This is a genomic window from Streptomyces graminilatus (assembly GCF_001418565.1).
GTDB classification, from domain to species: domain Bacteria; phylum Actinomycetota; class Actinomycetes; order Streptomycetales; family Streptomycetaceae; genus Streptomyces; species Streptomyces graminilatus.
The window spans coordinates 39,853-55,521 of sequence record NZ_LIQQ01000325.1; the positions used below are offsets into that span (position 1 = coordinate 39,853).

At 67.5% G+C, this 15,669-nt stretch carries 12 protein-coding genes and 2 pseudogenes; 11 read left to right on the forward strand and 3 right to left on the reverse strand.

Annotated features, from left to right (window positions below):
• Nucleotides 1-4: 4 nt before the first annotated feature.
• From AOK08_RS26580 to AOK08_RS26595, 4 genes are all read left to right on the forward strand, one after another.
• On the forward strand, nt 5-2,119 hold the full coding sequence (locus AOK08_RS26580) for a YfjP family GTPase (protein ID WP_055530656.1): 2,115 nt from the start codon (nt 5-7) through the stop codon (nt 2,117-2,119).
• A gap of 338 nt (nt 2,120-2,457) precedes the next feature.
• Complete coding sequence (locus tag AOK08_RS26585; protein ID WP_055530630.1) at nt 2,458-2,934, forward strand: single-stranded DNA-binding protein; 477 nt, start codon at nt 2,458-2,460, stop codon at nt 2,932-2,934.
• A gap of 376 nt (nt 2,935-3,310) precedes the next feature.
• Nucleotides 3,311-4,732, forward strand: a complete 1,422-nt coding sequence (locus AOK08_RS26590) for a TQXA domain-containing protein (RefSeq protein WP_241827101.1) — start codon at nt 3,311-3,313, stop codon at nt 4,730-4,732.
• Between the two features lie 195 nt (nt 4,733-4,927).
• Nucleotides 4,928-5,227 (forward strand): hypothetical protein, encoded by a 300-nt coding sequence (locus AOK08_RS26595; protein WP_157876803.1) that lies wholly within the window; start codon nt 4,928-4,930, stop codon nt 5,225-5,227.
• A 388-nt stretch (nt 5,228-5,615) separates the two neighbouring features.
• Here the strand turns inward: AOK08_RS26595 and AOK08_RS26600 are convergent, their stop codons facing one another.
• On the reverse strand, nt 5,616-6,470 hold the full coding sequence (locus tag AOK08_RS26600; protein ID WP_422125773.1) for a tyrosine-type recombinase/integrase: 855 nt from the start codon (nt 6,468-6,470) through the stop codon (nt 5,616-5,618).
• Nucleotides 6,471-6,581: 111 nt separating this feature from the next.
• Between AOK08_RS26600 and AOK08_RS26605 the strand changes: the two are divergent.
• The 6 genes and pseudogenes from AOK08_RS26605 to AOK08_RS26625 all read left to right on the forward strand — a co-directional run.
• Nucleotides 6,582-6,884 (forward strand): annotated as a pseudogene (locus AOK08_RS26605) (UTRA domain-containing protein); the annotation flags it as partial.
• Nucleotides 6,881-7,453 (forward strand): annotated as a pseudogene (locus AOK08_RS26610) (GNAT family N-acetyltransferase). The pseudogenes AOK08_RS26605 and AOK08_RS26610, both read left to right, overlap by 4 nt.
• A gap of 421 nt (nt 7,454-7,874) precedes the next feature.
• Nucleotides 7,875-10,097 carry a hypothetical protein gene (locus AOK08_RS45985; protein WP_157876804.1) on the forward strand — a complete coding sequence of 741 codons (2,223 nt, stop codon included), beginning with the start codon at nt 7,875-7,877 and terminating at the stop codon, nt 10,095-10,097.
• A gap of 676 nt (nt 10,098-10,773) precedes the next feature.
• Nucleotides 10,774-12,438, forward strand: a complete 1,665-nt coding sequence (ettA, locus tag AOK08_RS26615) for an energy-dependent translational throttle protein EttA (RefSeq protein ID WP_079054282.1) — start codon at nt 10,774-10,776, stop codon at nt 12,436-12,438.
• Between the two features lie 2 nt (nt 12,439-12,440).
• Nucleotides 12,441-12,857: an acyl-CoA thioesterase gene (locus AOK08_RS26620; RefSeq protein ID WP_055530642.1), complete on the forward strand. Its 417-nt coding sequence runs from the start codon at nt 12,441-12,443 to the stop codon at nt 12,855-12,857.
• Nucleotides 12,854-13,540, forward strand: a complete 687-nt coding sequence (locus tag AOK08_RS26625) for a DUF8185 domain-containing protein (RefSeq protein WP_055530644.1) — start codon at nt 12,854-12,856, stop codon at nt 13,538-13,540. Before AOK08_RS26620 ends, AOK08_RS26625 begins: the two co-directional genes overlap by 4 nt.
• Nucleotides 13,541-13,573: 33 nt before the next feature.
• Here AOK08_RS26625 and AOK08_RS26630 read toward each other — a convergent pair whose 3' ends face one another.
• Nucleotides 13,574-13,978: a globin gene (locus AOK08_RS26630; protein ID WP_055530646.1), complete on the reverse strand. Its 405-nt coding sequence runs from the start codon at nt 13,976-13,978 to the stop codon at nt 13,574-13,576.
• A 185-nt stretch (nt 13,979-14,163) separates the two neighbouring features.
• Between AOK08_RS26630 and AOK08_RS26635 the strand changes: the two genes are divergently transcribed.
• Nucleotides 14,164-15,171 carry a methyltransferase domain-containing protein gene (locus AOK08_RS26635; protein WP_055530648.1) on the forward strand — a complete coding sequence of 336 codons (1,008 nt, stop codon included), beginning with the start codon at nt 14,164-14,166 and terminating at the stop codon, nt 15,169-15,171.
• A 21-nt stretch (nt 15,172-15,192) separates the two neighbouring features.
• Here AOK08_RS26635 and AOK08_RS26640 read toward each other — a convergent pair.
• Nucleotides 15,193-15,669: FHA domain-containing protein (locus AOK08_RS26640; protein WP_157876805.1), on the reverse strand; the 477-nt coding region annotated here is incomplete at its 5' end.

The window sequence follows — 15,669 nt, forward strand, 5'->3', positions numbered from 1 at the left end:
CGCGGTGACCGCCGTCACTGACCACGACCACCACGACGCCTCGGCCGAAAACGTGCCTCCAATGGAGGACCTTTCCGACGCCGCCAGCCCCGAGGAGACGGAGAAGGAGAAGGAGCCCGAGAAGGAGAAGGAACCCGAGAAGGAGAAGGAGTCCGAGAAGGCGGCGGCCGAGGAGAAGGGCACAGAGGGTGAGGCGCCCGTAAACGATGCCCCCGGGACGGTCCCTTCCACCGATGCCGACGTCGACGCCGATGCCCGTGGTGGCCGAGAAGGCGACGGCGACGGCAGTGACAGCCACGCGCGCGTGGCAGGCGATTCCGGCTCCGGCACCCCTTCCCCCCGCAAGGGCGACCCCAAGGCCACCCGTCCCGATCCCTGCCCGGAAGCCGAGTCCTCGGAGTCCTCCGGCGCCTGGGACGACGGACTCATCGCCCGCCGGGTGAACGAGAACGACGGCCCCACGCGCGAGACGCTCATCGAGGCCAGAGTCACCAGCGTCCCCCAGCCCGTGATGCCCCTGGCCTACGACGGGCCGCTGCGCTCCCGGCTCGACGCGCTCCGTGAGCTCGTGGGGCTGTCCCGCACCCGCCTGGACAGCAGAACGCTCGCCGAGGCCGGCCGGGTCCTCGACGAGGCGGCGGCCCGGCGCAGGCTCTCCGGGCAGCACACCGTCGTCGCCCTCGCGGGCGCCACCGGCAGCGGCAAGTCCCAGTTGTTCAACGCCCTCGCCGGAGTCGCCATCTCGGAGACCGGGGTACGCCGGCCGACCACCTCCATGCCCGTCGCGTGCAGTTGGAGCGACGGCGCGGGAACCCTCATCGACCGGCTCGGCATCCCGGGACGGCTGCGCAGGCGCCCCCTGCAGAGCCCGGAGGCCGAGGCGCAACTGCGCGGCCTGGTCCTGATCGACCTGCCCGACCACGACTCGGCGGCCGTCCAGCACCGCGAACAGGTGGACCGCGTACTGGCCCTGGTCGACGCGGTCATCTGGGTCGTCGACCCGGAGAAGTACGCGGACGCCGTCCTCCACGAGCGCTATCTGCGGCCCATGGCCGGGCACGCCGAGGTCATGTTCGTCGTCCTCAACCAGGTGGACCGCCTCCCCGGGGAGGCCGCCGACCAGGTCCTCGACGACCTGCGGCGACTGCTCGACGAGGACGGCATCGCCCTGGGGGAGTACGGCGAACCGGGCGCCACCGTACTGGCGCTGTCCGCGCTCACCGGGGACGGCATCGGCGAACTGCGCGAGGCGCTCGGCCAGTTCGTGGGCGAGCGCGGGGCCGCGGCCCGCCGGATCTCGGCCGACCTCGACGCCGCCGCGTGGCAGTTGCGGCCCGTCTACGGCACCGGACGGCGCGCCGGGCTGAGCGAACGGGCCCGGGACGAGTTCTCCGACCGGCTCGCCGACGCGGTGGGTGCCACCGCCGCCGGCCAGGCCGCCGAACGGGTCTGGCTGCGCAACGCCAACCGGGCCTGCGGCACCCCGTGGCTGCGGCTGTGGCGGTGGTGCCAGGACCGGCGCGAGTCCTCCACCGGCCGCTTCGCCGTACGCGAGCAGCCGGACGAGGAGGCCACGGCACGCCAACGTGTCGAACAGGCGGTGCGTACGGTCGCGGAGCGGGCGTCCGCCGGACTGCCCGCGCCGTGGGCGCTGGCGGTGCGCGAGGCGGCCGTACGCGGGGCGCAGGGCCTGCCCGAGGCGCTGGACGAGCTGGCGGCCCGCGCGGGGACACCCTCGGGACGGCCGCCCAGGCCGCCCCGGCCGGGCTGGTGGCCGGTCGCCGTGCTGGCGCAGGCGTCCATGACGATCCTGCAGATCGTCGGCGGGCTGTGGCTGGTGGCCCAGATCGTCGGGGTCGTGGCGCCGAACCTGGGCGTGCCGGTGCTGCTGATGTCGGTGGGCATCGTCGGCGGTCCGGCGGTGGAGTGGAGCTGCCGACTGGCGGCTCGCGGCCCGGCCCGCCGGTACGGCCTGGAGGCGGAACGCCGGCTGCGGGAAGCGGCGGCGGGCTGCGGCCGGGCCCGGGTACTGGACCCGGTGGCGGCGGAACTGCTGCGGTACCGCGAGGTGCGCGAGCAGTACGTACGGGTCACGGGGGCACGGGCGGTGGTGGGGTGAGCGCGGGAGAACCGGCAGGTCACAGGCAGGAGTACAGACAGGAGCGCAGACAGGAGCGCAGACAGGGGCGAAGCCCGGAGGGGTGACGGGACGGGGAGACGTGGGTCGCTCGGTCGGGTGACGGGGTTTTCCACAACCGGCCGGTAGTCCACAGGGCTCAGCGGGCTCGGCCCGGCGGATGCATTCTGACTTCGCGGCGATCACGACGGACGGGATCGGCGCGAGCGGTGACCAGGGGAAGTTCTCGCGGTCACCGCGCCAGGAACAGCCGTACGGGACGGGCCCGTACGGGTATCCGCCCGGCGCGAGTGCCGCCGGGACCGGGAGGGGTGGTTCGCGTGAACGAGACGATGGTGTGCGCGGTGGGCAATGTGGCGACGCAGCCGGTGTACCGCGATCTGGCGTCGGGGGCGTCGGCGAGGTTCCGGCTCGCGGTGACCTCGCGCTACTGGGACCGCGAGAAGAGCGCGTGGACGGACGGACACACCAACTTCTTCACGGTGTGGGCGAACCGGGCACTCGCGACGAACGTCGGGGCATCGCTGTCGGTGGGCGAACAGGTCATCGTCCAGGGCCGGTTGAAGGTGCGCGCCGAGATGCGCGAAGGACAGAGCTGGACGTCGGCGGACATCGAGGCCGTGGCGATCGGCCACGACCTCGCACGGGGGACGTCAGCCTTCCGGCGCTCCGCCGGACCGCCCAAGGGCGAGACAGCGGCGGCACCGGCCCGCCCGGAACCCAGTTGGGAGACACCGGTGTCCGACGAGAGCGGAGCGGGGTCCCAACACCGGCGGGAGCCGGCGGCGGTGACATGACATCAGGCGGGCCCGTCGGGGGTGGCGGGCATCGGCTCACACCGATGCCGAGCCGATGCAGGGCGGATATCGAGCCGATGCAGGGCCGATGCAGGGCTGATGCAGGGCCGAAGTCGGACCGAAGTCGGACCGAAGTCGGGGTCAAGTCGGCCGACGGCGGGCGAACTGAGGCTTATCGGTGGACTGGCCATGGACTGACCGGCCTGCGGATGATCTTGGGGATAACAATTCCGAGTCGGATCGGTTATCCGATGACAGGACTGGAAAGCGGGGTCCGTCACATCCCTAGGATGCCCGGCATAGCTCACGGGGCTTCTGATGCTGCTGGTGGGACCCCACCCCCCACGTCAACGGGTCCTGCTCGAAGGGAAATTCTGTGTTTTCTTCGTTCTCCGCGCTGTCCGGGCGCGGGCGAGCGGCGGCGGCCCGGCTCGCCGCCGCGACCATGGTGTCCGGTCTCGCCGTCACCGGCGGGCTGGCCACCGCCGATACGGCCGTCGCGGATGGCACCCCGCAAGGGCAGGGCGGGGCGACCGCGACCATAGGCGAGCTGGAGACGTACGGCGCGGCCGTCGTCCACGGCGAGGACGGGGACGAGCAGGTGTCCGCCGGCCTGTTCGAGATGTCCGTCGACGACGGCGGCATGCTGCGGACGTACGGCGTCGACCTGCGCAACCCGGCACAGAAGGACGCCAGGTACGAGGAGACCTCCTGGAGCGGCACCTCTCTGGGCGGCAACAAGAACGCGGGCCGGATCCGCTGGATCCTGCAGAACTCCTATCCCCAGGTGAACGACCTCGCGGAGCTGGCCGGCCGGGCGGGCGCGGCCGGTCTCACCGAACAGGACGCGGCGGCGGGCACCCAGGTGGCCATCTGGCGCTACTCGGACGGCGCGGACGTGGACGCCGTGGACCCGAGGGCCCAGAAGCTCGCGGACTATCTGGAGAAGAACGCGCGGAGTCTCGCGGAGCCCGAGGCCTCGCTGACGCTGGACCCGCCCGCGGTCTCCGGCCACCCCGGAGAGCGGCTCGGGCCGGTCACGGTGCACACCGACGCGGACAGCGTCACGGTGATACCGCCCGCCGACGCCGCGACGAGCGGGGTCCGCGTCGTCGACAAGGACGGTGAGCCCGTCACGTCGGTGACCGACGGCGGCCAGGTGTTCTTCGAGGTGCCCGGGAAGGCACTGGACGGTTCGGCCGCACTGAGCGTCCAGGCGTCGACCAGCGTGCCGGTCGGCCGCGCCTTCACCTCCGACAGCAGGAGCCAGACCCAGATCCTCGCCGGCTCCAGCGAATCCACGGTCTCCGCGACGGCGACCGCGAACTGGGCGGCCACGGGCCCCGTCCCCGCACTGTCGGCGCGGAAGGACTGCGCCAGGAGTGCTGTGGACATCACGGCGGCCAACAAGGGCGACGAGGCGTTCACCTTCCGGTTGATGGGCTTGGAGCACACCATCGCGGCAGGGGAGTCGCGGACGGTGACGATCCCCTTGCAGGAGGACCAGCCGTACGACTTCACGATCCTGGGGCCGAACAGCTTCGAGCAGCGGTTCGCGGGCATCCTCGACTGTGAGACCCAGGGCAGCGCGGGCGGCGACCGGGTCCAGACCCTCAGCGCCCCCGGACCGGCCCTGGCGGGCGGCGCTCCCGACGCCGGCGTGAATCTCGCCGAGACCGGCGGCTCCAGCGCGACACCGATGATCGCGGGCATCGCGATCGTCCTCCTGGTGATCGGCGGCGGCGTGGTCCTCCTCGTCGGCAAGAAGGAGTCGCACGGGGCGGGCCCACGAGGGTGACGGGAAGCGACACGGCACCTTGACAACTCAACAGTGCGTGACCACACGGTGACCCACTGAACCACCCGGCCCCGGCCCGCCACCCAGGCGCCCGGGGCCGCTGACGCACTCGTTTTCCCGCAGGCCATTCAGCAGTCTTCGGGGGACATGAGGGCTGCCCCGCATGTTGCTCTGGACGTGAGCGAGGGGGACGGATTGGCTGAGGACGCGATCAGTGCTCGTCTGGGTGAGAGAGTTCGGCGGGACTTTCCGGATGCCGATGTTGCGCGGGGCGTCGCCGGTGCCCTGCGTGTGTTGGCGGTCGAACTCGGAGGCTCACAGCAGGACATGGAGCGGCTCTTGGCTGCGGCCGTCCTGATTGCCGCTGGTGACGTCGACCGGTTCCGTTCGGCGGTCCGCCTCGCGCGGGAGGACTGGCGCGATCTCCTTGTGGCGGGCGGGCTGGGCCACGGGAACTGGCCGCGAGTGCTCGATGAGGAACTGGGTTCCCAGTAGCTTGAGCCGGTGTGCCGGCCCATCCGTCGTGTGCCAGGGCTCCGCGGCGCGACTGCTCCAGCGCAAGCGGGAAACAGCTGGGAACCAAGGTGAAAGCAGCCGAGCCCGTCCAGGCTGTGCCCCAGCCGTTCGCGCAGGTCAGCCGTCTCCGGGCCGTCCCAGGGCGGCCGGTGACGGCGGACAACCACCAAACCCGACGGGGTACCGGGCGCGGCGCCGCCCGCTGCGCCCCTGGTCACGGCCCCTCCGCCATACGGGTTTCCCCCCAGGGGTGGCGGTCAGGCAAGATGGGGTGTTTCTGTCGAGTAGGGGCTTACAAGTGGCCCCTGACCAGCGGCGGAACCGCTTATCAAGGGCCACTTGTGGGCCGTGGGCCGTCTGTGGGCCGTCAGGCCGCTGGGGTGAGATCCAACGGGTGGATGGGCCCGAACACGGCTGACACTGCCGCCCGTGTCCGCTCCTCGCTGCTCGGCATCAAGTGCGTATAGATCCGCAGAGTGAATCCGGGGTCGGAGTGTCCGAGGTAGATGCTCAACGCCTTGATGTTTTCGCCGGCGTCCAGGAGCACCGACGCGTAGAAGTGCCGTAGCGCGTGCATGCCGTCTCTCGGCGCGGAAGCGTAACGCTTGCCGGGTTCCTTGGGCGGGATGACGCCAGCGTGCGCCAGAGCGGGTTTCCATACGTGGTCGTCGAAGTAGCTTCGCCAGATGGCCTTGCCCACGGCGCTGGTGAAGACAAGCTTCAGTGTCACCAACGGCCAGTCCGGAGTCTTCCACGGCAACGTGACTTCGACGGGCGGGAACTGTCGCATGTGGTCGCGTAGCCCCACCGCTACCACCGGGCTGAGCGGCGTATCTCGGAGCTTGCCCCTCTTGGGCGGGGCGAATACCAACGAGCCGCCCACGCGCTTGACCTGCTGACGAACGTGCACCCACCCCGTGGCGAAGTTGATGTTCTCTTCAGCGAGCCCGAACACCTCCCCCTGACGGAGCCCGCACCCACCGCCGGCGTCCACGGTGGCCTCGTACCGGTCGGGCAGTCCCGAGCGCACAGCGAGTACGCGCTCTGCGGTCCATGGCTGGACCAGTCGGGGCTCAGCCGTCGGAGCCTTGACCGATTGGGCGTGGCAGGGGTTCTTCCTGATCACTCCGTCGTCAGTGGCAGCGTTGAACAGCGATGACACCGAGTCGTAGATCCCGCGACGGTAATTCGGGTTCGGGACCGCTTCCTTGAGCTTGTTCAACCAGGTGCGCATGTGCTCGGGCTGGAACGAACCCATGGGACGCGTACCCAGGTAGGGGACCGCATGCAACCGGATACGTCGGCGCACGACTTCCTGACTGACCACGCATCGTGGTTGGTAGACGAGTCGCCGCGACTGGCTGAGCCAGGTGACATCGCTGAGGGCACGACGCGGTATCTCGCCTCGCGGGGTATCGAACAGGTCGGGTACTTCGACGAAATCGCGGCTCGGATGCCCACGCCGGAAGAGGCCCGCCTACTTGAGATTGGAGCCGGTGTGCCGGTCATGCTCTGGACCAGAACGGGCTACTCGCCGGATCGGCCCATCCGGTGCACGATCACGACGTTCCGGGGCGACCTGAACCGGATGAACTATGAGATCGGCGAGCTGTCCGCCCGAAGCGAGAACACGTGATCATCGCCCCCGCAGAGCCGCGTGATGTGGCCACGCTGCTGGCCTTCCGGGAGGAGGCGGCCGCTTGGCTGCGCGGTCGTGGCTCCAACCAGTGGAGCCGTCCGTACCCGGCTGACAAGCTGTTGGCCACGATCGAAGCGGGCACCGTGTTCATGCTCCGAGACGGGCATACGACGGCCGGCACGATCACGCTCACCCCAGACGCCGAAGAGGGTCTGTGGACTGATGAGGAACTGGCCGAACCGTCGATCTTCGTCAACAAGCTCACCGTTGCGCGCGAGTACGCCGGGCAGAACCTCGGCGAACGCCTGCTCGACTGGGCGGGCGACCGGGCGCACCGTGCGGGTGCTCAATGGCTCCGGCTGGACGCCTGGACGACGAACGAGGGTCTCTAGCGGTACTACCTCGCGCAGGGCTTCACGCACGTTGGCACCGTCCATGAGGGCACGGCGGTAAATGGCGGGCCGCGAGTTTCCGGATGGCTCGCGCAACGGACGGCACGGCTGACGGCGGATCACGGATTCACGGACCGTACGCCGACCCCTGAGCGGCTCCGATTCGTGGCCTGAGCTGCCCGGCGACGGAGTACGCCACCCGCGACAAGCGAGATCGCGAGTCACGGCTGTAGTACCTGCTGTGCAGCACGCGCTTGGCGGCTGAGACCCTGTAGGCATATCGCCGTCGGCCCACCACCCTGGCCAACTGTATTTTTCACCGGCCAACAGGACTCATCACCACCGTAGGCGGGGCTTACGCCATTCCAATGCAGCAGCGCCGCTCGCCAGCTGCCACACCAGAACCCGCCTCATCTCCGCCCCTGCTAGGACGACATCACGCACTCAACGTCAGTGGTAGTCGAGTGGCGCGATAGCCCGGTTGGGTGTCAACTAGAAGAGGAGTCTTCGTACCCGGCTCATCCGCCGAGGAAATAATGCAGTAGGCCTAACTATGGCTGCGTAGATTCTCCATCCGTCTTCTTTGGGGAATACCATGTCTGAAAGACACGGCGTCTGCATATTTGGCGATCAAACGATTGACTGGGCCCTTGCCTCAAAGGCTGAAGACAGCCTCCGCTATGCGAATGAGCGCCTTCATGTCAGAGTCGGCCTTAAGTGGCAGAAGGGTGGTGTATTCCTTCTGGCCTCCCTGATAGATGTCGGGCTGACGGGGCTGACGGGCGAGCCGGTGGAGCCTCACTATTCTCCACCAGAGGCGCAAAGTCTATCTCCATATGAGAGTGGATATAACCACTCGTACGCCGTATTTGCAAGATTTAAAGACCCCCAAGAAGGGGAACCTGCACCTGAAACCCAAAAAATCACTAGGGTCGAACGGTACATGGGATTCTGGCAAAGCAGAGAAACAGCGCCGGAAGAACGTGAAGCAACGGATGAACACAAATCTCACGCTCCAAGCGTAATCGTACTCGACGACGCAGACCTTGGATTCCGGGACCAATTTAATAACCCATCACGGTTGGACGATTTTATCCCAAAGAAAGGCTCGCCAGCTCCTCATCCGTGGATTCTCCTTAAGATGAGTGACGATGTTGCGAATGGGCACCTCTGGGAATGCATGGAAGAGCGGCTTAAGGATTCCGATGATTGGCTTGTGTCGCACCTTATCATTCAGACCTCCGTGGCACGCTTGAGGGATAATAATGCCGAGGTCAGCAAAGATCTCTCCTGGGAACGCTCTACTTATGATGTCCTAGCGGAAATCGAAGGATGCTCCGGGCTGAAGGGGCTAAAAAAGTGCAAGTATCTGGTCGCGTCATTTGGACCGACAGGTGCCCTGCTCGTAATCCGCGAAGCGGACGTGCAACTGAGGCTCGTCTATGATCCGGAATCGATGGAGGGAGACTGGGCGGACAAGCATAAGCGGTACGGAATGATGTTTGGGTATGGCAGTGCGCTTTGTGCATCCTTGGTGACGCGCATAGTTCGTAATAAAAAGGCTGCGATTGAGGAAAATCTCATCGAAGGCATGAAGGACGGACTTGCTTCGATGCAGATGCTTTACCGCGACGGCTTCGAGGTCCTGAATGATGAATTCCATGTCTCGCGCCGAATATTCGGCTTCGACCCTGATGAAACACCCGCAGGCGGGCAACTTGCGAGGGTAAACGAGAATTATACGAAGACGCGAGGTGGCTTTAAAAAGGTGTCTATCTCTGTAGGGGAAATTCTCGATCACAGCCCTTATCCCCCCATCATGGCCGAGCCGTCAACGAATCTTTATTCGGAAGATAATATATCGATGCGTGCGGCAAGGGAGGGGTTTAAATCACTTGAAAATGTGGCTCCTGTCGGTCAATTTGGCAGTCTCGTGACGGTTGATAAGGGGGAGATAGAGAGCCTGCGCGCAATGCGGAACCTGGTGTCCAGTTATTGCGACAAGATTAGTCTCGATACTAAGCCGCTTGCTGTTGCGGTGTTTGGAAGTCCCGGCTCAGGGAAAGGGTATGCAATAAAGCAGCTCCTGAAGCCTTGGAGTCGGGATGGGGTAATAGCGCCCATCGAGCCGTTCAATCTATCTCAGTTTAGCTCCGCGTCAGAGATCGTGGGAGCCCTTCATCAAGTTCGCGACTCGGCATTGTCTGGACCGATACCACTCGCGTTCTGGGATGAGTTCGACTCGCCTTTGGGCTCGGTGCCCCTTGGGTGGCTGCGATACTTCCTTGCACCGATGCAAGATGGTAAATTTCAGCAAGGGGATCAAGTGCACTTGATTGGCCCATCGGTCTTCGTGTTCGCAGGGGGAACATTCGAGCGGTTCGCCGACTTCGAGAAGCGGGCAAATCGTGTACCCGTCGAGTCCAAGGCGACCGATTTCATAAGCAGGCTGCACGGCTATATTGATATCGCGGATATCAACGCGCCCAACAGTGGCCCTCTCAGTGGGTACCTAATGCTACGGCGTGCGTTGATACTTAACTCTTTGTTCGGAGCCAATAGAATTGCAAGGACGGATAACGGTGCATATGATGTGGATGATGGTGTGTTGCGCGCCTTTCTGAGTGTACGGCGGTACGAGCATGGGGTCCGCTCGATGGAGGCCATTATTAAAATGAGTCGAAGGGGTAACGGTGAACCCCTTGACCGATCTTCCCTGCCAAGCGAAGAACAGCTGAACCTGCACGTGAACGGCAAGAAATTCCTGAAAAAGATGCGCAGCTCGCCGACTCGACTCTTCCTGCCCATCGCGGACTGAGACTCGCCCGAAAACGGGAGTCCCAAGGCGAGTTGGGAGCACGAACCGCAGTTGAAGCAGCTCAGAACGGAAGCTCGGGTCTGGCTGCGTCTCACCTAATGGTCGTGATCCGTTCGTGGAGTCGCGTGTGGCGGCTCGCGCGGATTGGTCTACTTGACGCGCAAGGTCAGGGCGCGGCGTTCTATCGACCTTCGGCAAGTCGGTCGCCTGTCGCCATAGGTGCCACAGCTCCTTCGCTCGTTGCAGCGCTCATCGCCCATCCCCCTTGGCTCAGGGGTCGCAACCTAGCCACTGAGCGCACAGCCCGACGATGCCGCTTCCAGGCCGTTAGCCCAGTTCAGAGGCTAAACGAGCCCTGAATGATCGCCGCTTTCCAAGCTGAGGTCCGACTGTTGCTCGGCTTCGGGTGGAAAGGTGGGGGAGCGGGGCCGTGGCTGTTCGCCGGGTCCCGTATCGCACCAGGTCGGAGCCCGTCTCTCGGGCCGTCTACGGGCCGTCCGAGGGCGGCCAACGATGACCACCAACGACCAACAACGACGGGTACCGAGCGAGGCGCCGCCCGCTGCACCCCTGGTCACGGCCCCTCCGCCATACGGGTTTCCCCCCAGGGGCGGCGGTCAGGCAAGATGGGGTGTAACCCACCACTGCCAGATTTCAAGCTGCCGGACGGTTTCTCTTGGCTGAGTACATTTACACCATGCGCAAGACGCGCAAGGCGCACGGCGACAAGGTCATCCTTGACGACGTGACGCTGAGCTTCCTGCCCGGCGCGAAGATCGGTGTGGTCGGCCCGAACGGTGCCGGTAAGTCCACCGTTCTCAAGATCATGGCGGGCCTTGAGCAGCCGTCCAACGGTGACGCCTTCCTGTCGCCCGGCTACACCGTCGGCATGCTCCTCCAGGAGCCGCCCCTCGACGAGTCCAAGACCGTGCTGGAGAACGTCCAGGACGGCGCCGCCGAGATCATGGGCAAGCTCAGGCGCTTCAACGAGGTCGCCGAACTCATGGCGACGGACTACTCGGACGCGCTCCTCGACGAGATGGGCAAGCTCCAGGAGGACCTGGACCACGCGGGCGCGTGGGACCTGGACACCCAGTTGGAGCAGGCCATGGACGCCCTGGGCTGCCCGCCCGGCGACTGGCCCGTCACCAACCTCTCCGGCGGTGAGCGCCGCCGCGTGGCGCTGTGCAAGCTGCTCCTGGAGGCCCCCGACCTGCTGCTCCTCGACGAGCCCACCAACCACCTGGACGCCGAGTCCGTGCAGTGGCTGGAGCAGCACCTCGCCAAGTACCCCGGCACCGTCGTCGCCGTGACCCACGACCGGTACTTCCTGGACAACGTCGCCGGCTGGATCCTGGAGCTCGACCGCGGCCGCGCCATCGGCTACGAGGGCAACTACTCGACGTACCTGGAGAGCAAGGCCTCCCGCCTCAAGGTCGAGGGCCAGAAGGACGCCAAGCGCGCCAAGCGGCTCAAGGAAGAACTCGACTGGGTGCGGTCCAACGCCAAGGGGCGTCAGGCCAAGTCCAAGGCCCGTCTCGCCCGTTACGAGGAGATGGCCGCCGAGGCGGACAAGATGCGGAAGCTGGACTTCGAGGAGATCCAGATCCCGCCGGGCCCGCGTCTGGGCTCGATCGTCGTCGAGGTCAACAACCTCTCCAAGGCCTTCGGCGACAAGGTCCTCATCGACGACCTGTCCTTCACACTGCCGCGCAACGGCATCGTCGGCGTCATCGGCCCCAACGGCGCCGGCAAGACGACCCTGTTCAAGATGATCCAGGGCCTGGAGACGCCGGACTCCGGTTCGGTCAAGGTCGGCGACACCGTCAAGATCTCGTACGTCGACCAGAGCCGCGAGAACATCGACCCGAAGAAGTCGCTGTGGGCCGTCGTCTCGGACGAGCTGGACTACATCAACGTCGGCCAGGTCGAGATGCCGTCCCGCGCCTACGTCTCCGCGTTCGGCTTCAAGGGCCCGGACCAGCAGAAGCCGGCCGGCGTCCTCTCCGGCGGTGAGCGCAACCGCCTGAACCTCGCGCTCACCCTCAAGCAGGGCGGCAACCTGCTGCTCCTCGACGAACCGACCAACGACCTCGACGTCGAGACCCTGTCCTCGCTGGAGAACGCGCTGCTCGAGTTCCCGGGTGCCGCGGTGGTCATCTCCCACGACCGCTGGTTCCTCGACCGGGTGGCGACGCACATCCTCGCCTACGAAGGCGAGTCCAAGTGGTTCTGGTTCGAGGGCAACTTCGAGTCCTACGAGAAGAACAAGATCGAGCGGCTCGGCGCCGACGCGGCCCGCCCGCACCGCGCCACCTACAAGAAGCTCACCCGGGACTGATCTTGCGGCACATCTACCGCTGCCCCTTGCGCTGGGCGGACATGGACGCGTACGGCCACGTCAACAACGTGGTCTTCCTCCGCTACCTGGAGGAAGCCCGTATCGACTTCCTGTTCCGCCCGGACAAGGACTTCCAGCAGGGGTCCGTGGTGGCGCGCCACGAGATCGACTACAAACGGCAGTTGGTCCACCGCCACACCCCCGTGGACATCGAGTTGTGGGTCACGCGGATAAGGGCGGCGTCCTTCACCCTCACCTACGAGGTCAAGGACCCGGACCAGATGTACGTGAAGGCCTCGACGGTCATCGTGCCGTTCGACTTCGCGACCCAGCGTCCGCGGCGCATCACCTCCGAGGAACGGGAGTTCCTGGAGGAGTACATGGATGACGCCAAGGACGAGAAGGCCGTCGCCGCATGACGGTCCTGCACCTCGCCGACGAGGGGGAGGCGGCCGACCTCGCCGCCTTCCTCGCCCGGCTGCTCCACTACGACCGCGGGGCGGCGGTCCGCCTCCAGGCGGCCGGCACCGCCCTCGCGGTGTTCGGCCGTCCCCCGTCCTTCGAGGTCCTCGCGATCCGCGCGGCCCGGCTCGCCAAGCCGTACGAGAACGGGCTGGACGTCGCCCTCGACGTCACCGTGTCGGCCGGTGAACTCCTGGAGACGGTGGACGAGTCCGCCGCCACCTTCACCGTCCCGGCGGCGGTCACCGGCCCGCCCTGGGCCGGCGTACTGCCCCCGCGCGGCGGCTGGCGCCCCGAGCCCGGTCTGCCCGCACCGGACGCGCTGCGCACGATGGTCGCCGCGGCGGTCGCCGAATTCCGGTCCCGTACGCAGGAGTTGGCGCCCGAGCTGCGTACCCGTGCCGAACTCGACCGGGTCGGGCGGGAGATCTGGTCCCGGAAGGTGGGGGACACCCGTCTGCCCGTGCGCGCGGTGCACGCGGCGCAGTCTCTGGGCTTCCTGCGGCCCGCACCGGCGTCCGGTGAGGCGCAGCCGCTCGCGCTGGTCTCCTCGGGGCCCTGGCTGCGGCTGCGTACCGAGTTCGGCTCGGTGGCCGTACGCGGGGCGGGACTCGGCTCGCTGGACGTAAGCGTCCGCTGACACCCCTCCGGGTCCGGGGCCGGAGCCGGGGCGTCAGCCCTCCGTGTTCACCATCGAGGCCGCCGCGTACGTCAGGTAGTTCCACAGCGTCCGCTCGTGCTCCTCGGAGAGGCCGAGCTCCTCGACGGCGACGCGCATGTGCTTCAGCCAGGCGTCGTGCGCGGCCCGGTCGACGGCGAAGGGGGCGTGCCGCATCCGCAGCCGGGGGTGGCCGCGGTTCTCGCTGTACGTCGTGGGGCCGCCCCAGTACTGGATCAGGAACAGCGTGAACCGGTCCTCGGCCGGGCCCAGGTCCTCCTCCGGATACATGGGCCGCAGCAGCGGGTCCCCGGCGACACCCTCGTAGAACCGGTGTACGAGGCGCCGAAAGGTCTCCTCGCCGCCGACCTGCTCGTAGAAGGTCTGCTCCTGAAGCGTGCCGCGCGGAATCTCATTCACCTCACCATGGTCTCAGACGCACCGACCGAGTACTCCAGGCCTAGGACCAACCCGTCCCGGACCACCGCGAACCGGAACGCCCCGTCCCCGGCCAACCTCACCGACGGTCGCGCACCGAGCCGTCGCTTCCCTTCCCGCCAGTAGCGGCGTTCGCGTCCCCGGGCCAGGCGCAGGACAGTGGACCTATGAGCGCGCACGCTGTCCATGAGGGTGGGGGCGACGAGTTCGGCGGCCTCGATGACCTCGCCGTCTCGGCGCGGGCCGGGCTTGTGCGGGTGATCGAGGCCAGCGGGGCCTGGGACGGTGACCCGGTCTGGCGGGAGGCGTTCGCGACGGTGCCGCGGCATCTGTTCGTGCCGTACTACTACGCCGGTGCCGTGTCCGGGCGGCAGCGGCTGTGGGGCGGTAGTCCCGACCGGCGTGCGCGTGAGCGCTGGATGCGCGGTGCCTACGCGGACGCGCCGCTCGCCACCCGGGTGCGCGACGGCGACCTGGTCTCCTCCAGCAGCCAGCCCTCGCTCATGGCCCTGATGCTCGCCGCGCTGGAGGTCGAGGACGGGCACAACGTGCTGGAGATCGGCGCGGGTACGGGATACAACGCGGCGCTGCTCGCCCACCGCCTCGGCGACGAACTCGTCACGACGGTGGACCTGGATCCGGAGATCACCGAGTCGGCCCGCCGGCACTTGGCCGCCGCCGGCTGCCGCCCGGTCGTCGTCACCGGCGACGGCGCCCGCGGAGTGCCCGAGCGCGGCCCCTTCGACCGGATCATCGCGACCTGCACGCTCTCCTCGGTCCCGCGCGCCTGGCTCGCCCAGTGCCGCCCGGGCGCGCGGATCCTGGCACCGTTCGCCACCGGCCTGGTCGCCCTCACCGTCCTCGACGCAGAGCACGCCGAGGGCCGCTTCCTGCACACGTCCGCCTACTTCGTGCCGCTGCGGGGGACGGGCAGGCCGGAGCCGGAGATCCCGCACCTGGGCGCCCTCCCGGCCCGGGCACGCGAGCACGAACTGTTCCGGTTCCTGCTGGCGCTCACCACGGGCGGCCTGGAACCGCAGGAGGCGTACGCGCTGTGGGAGCACGAGGGCCGGCCGGTACGGGAGCGGTACGGGATCACCGTCAGCGGCGACCGGGAGTGGGCCTGGCTCGACGAACCCACGGGTCCGTACGCCTGGCCCATTCCCGCGTCCTGACAGCAGGGCTCGCGGGAGCCCTTATCCCCGGCGGATCGTGATCGTCGTCCACGCGCCCACGTGCACCCGGTCGCCGTCCTGGAGGGGTACGGGGACGAAGGGCTGGATGGGCTCCTCGGAGTTGTTGACCGTCGTACCGTTCGTCGAGTTCTGGTCGACGATCGCCCAGCCGCCGTCGGGCTGCTGGACCAGTACCGCGTGCTGGTGCGAGACGCCCGGGTCCTCCGGCGGCACCGCCAGGTCGATGTCCGGGGACTCGCCCGTGGAGTGGCGGCGGCGGCCGATCGTGACCTGGTTGCCGGTGAGCGGGCGCCGCTGCTCCGGCGAGTACGCGGGCAGGTTCAGGCCCGCGGCCTCGGGGCCGGAGCGCTGCATCATCGCCATGAAGTACTCGCGGTCCGGGCCGATCGTCGCCGACCAGGTCAACGGCTGCGGCTGCCGCTGGCCGTAGCCGCCGGGCGCGGGCGGGGCCTGGGTCATGCCGGGCGGCGGATAGCC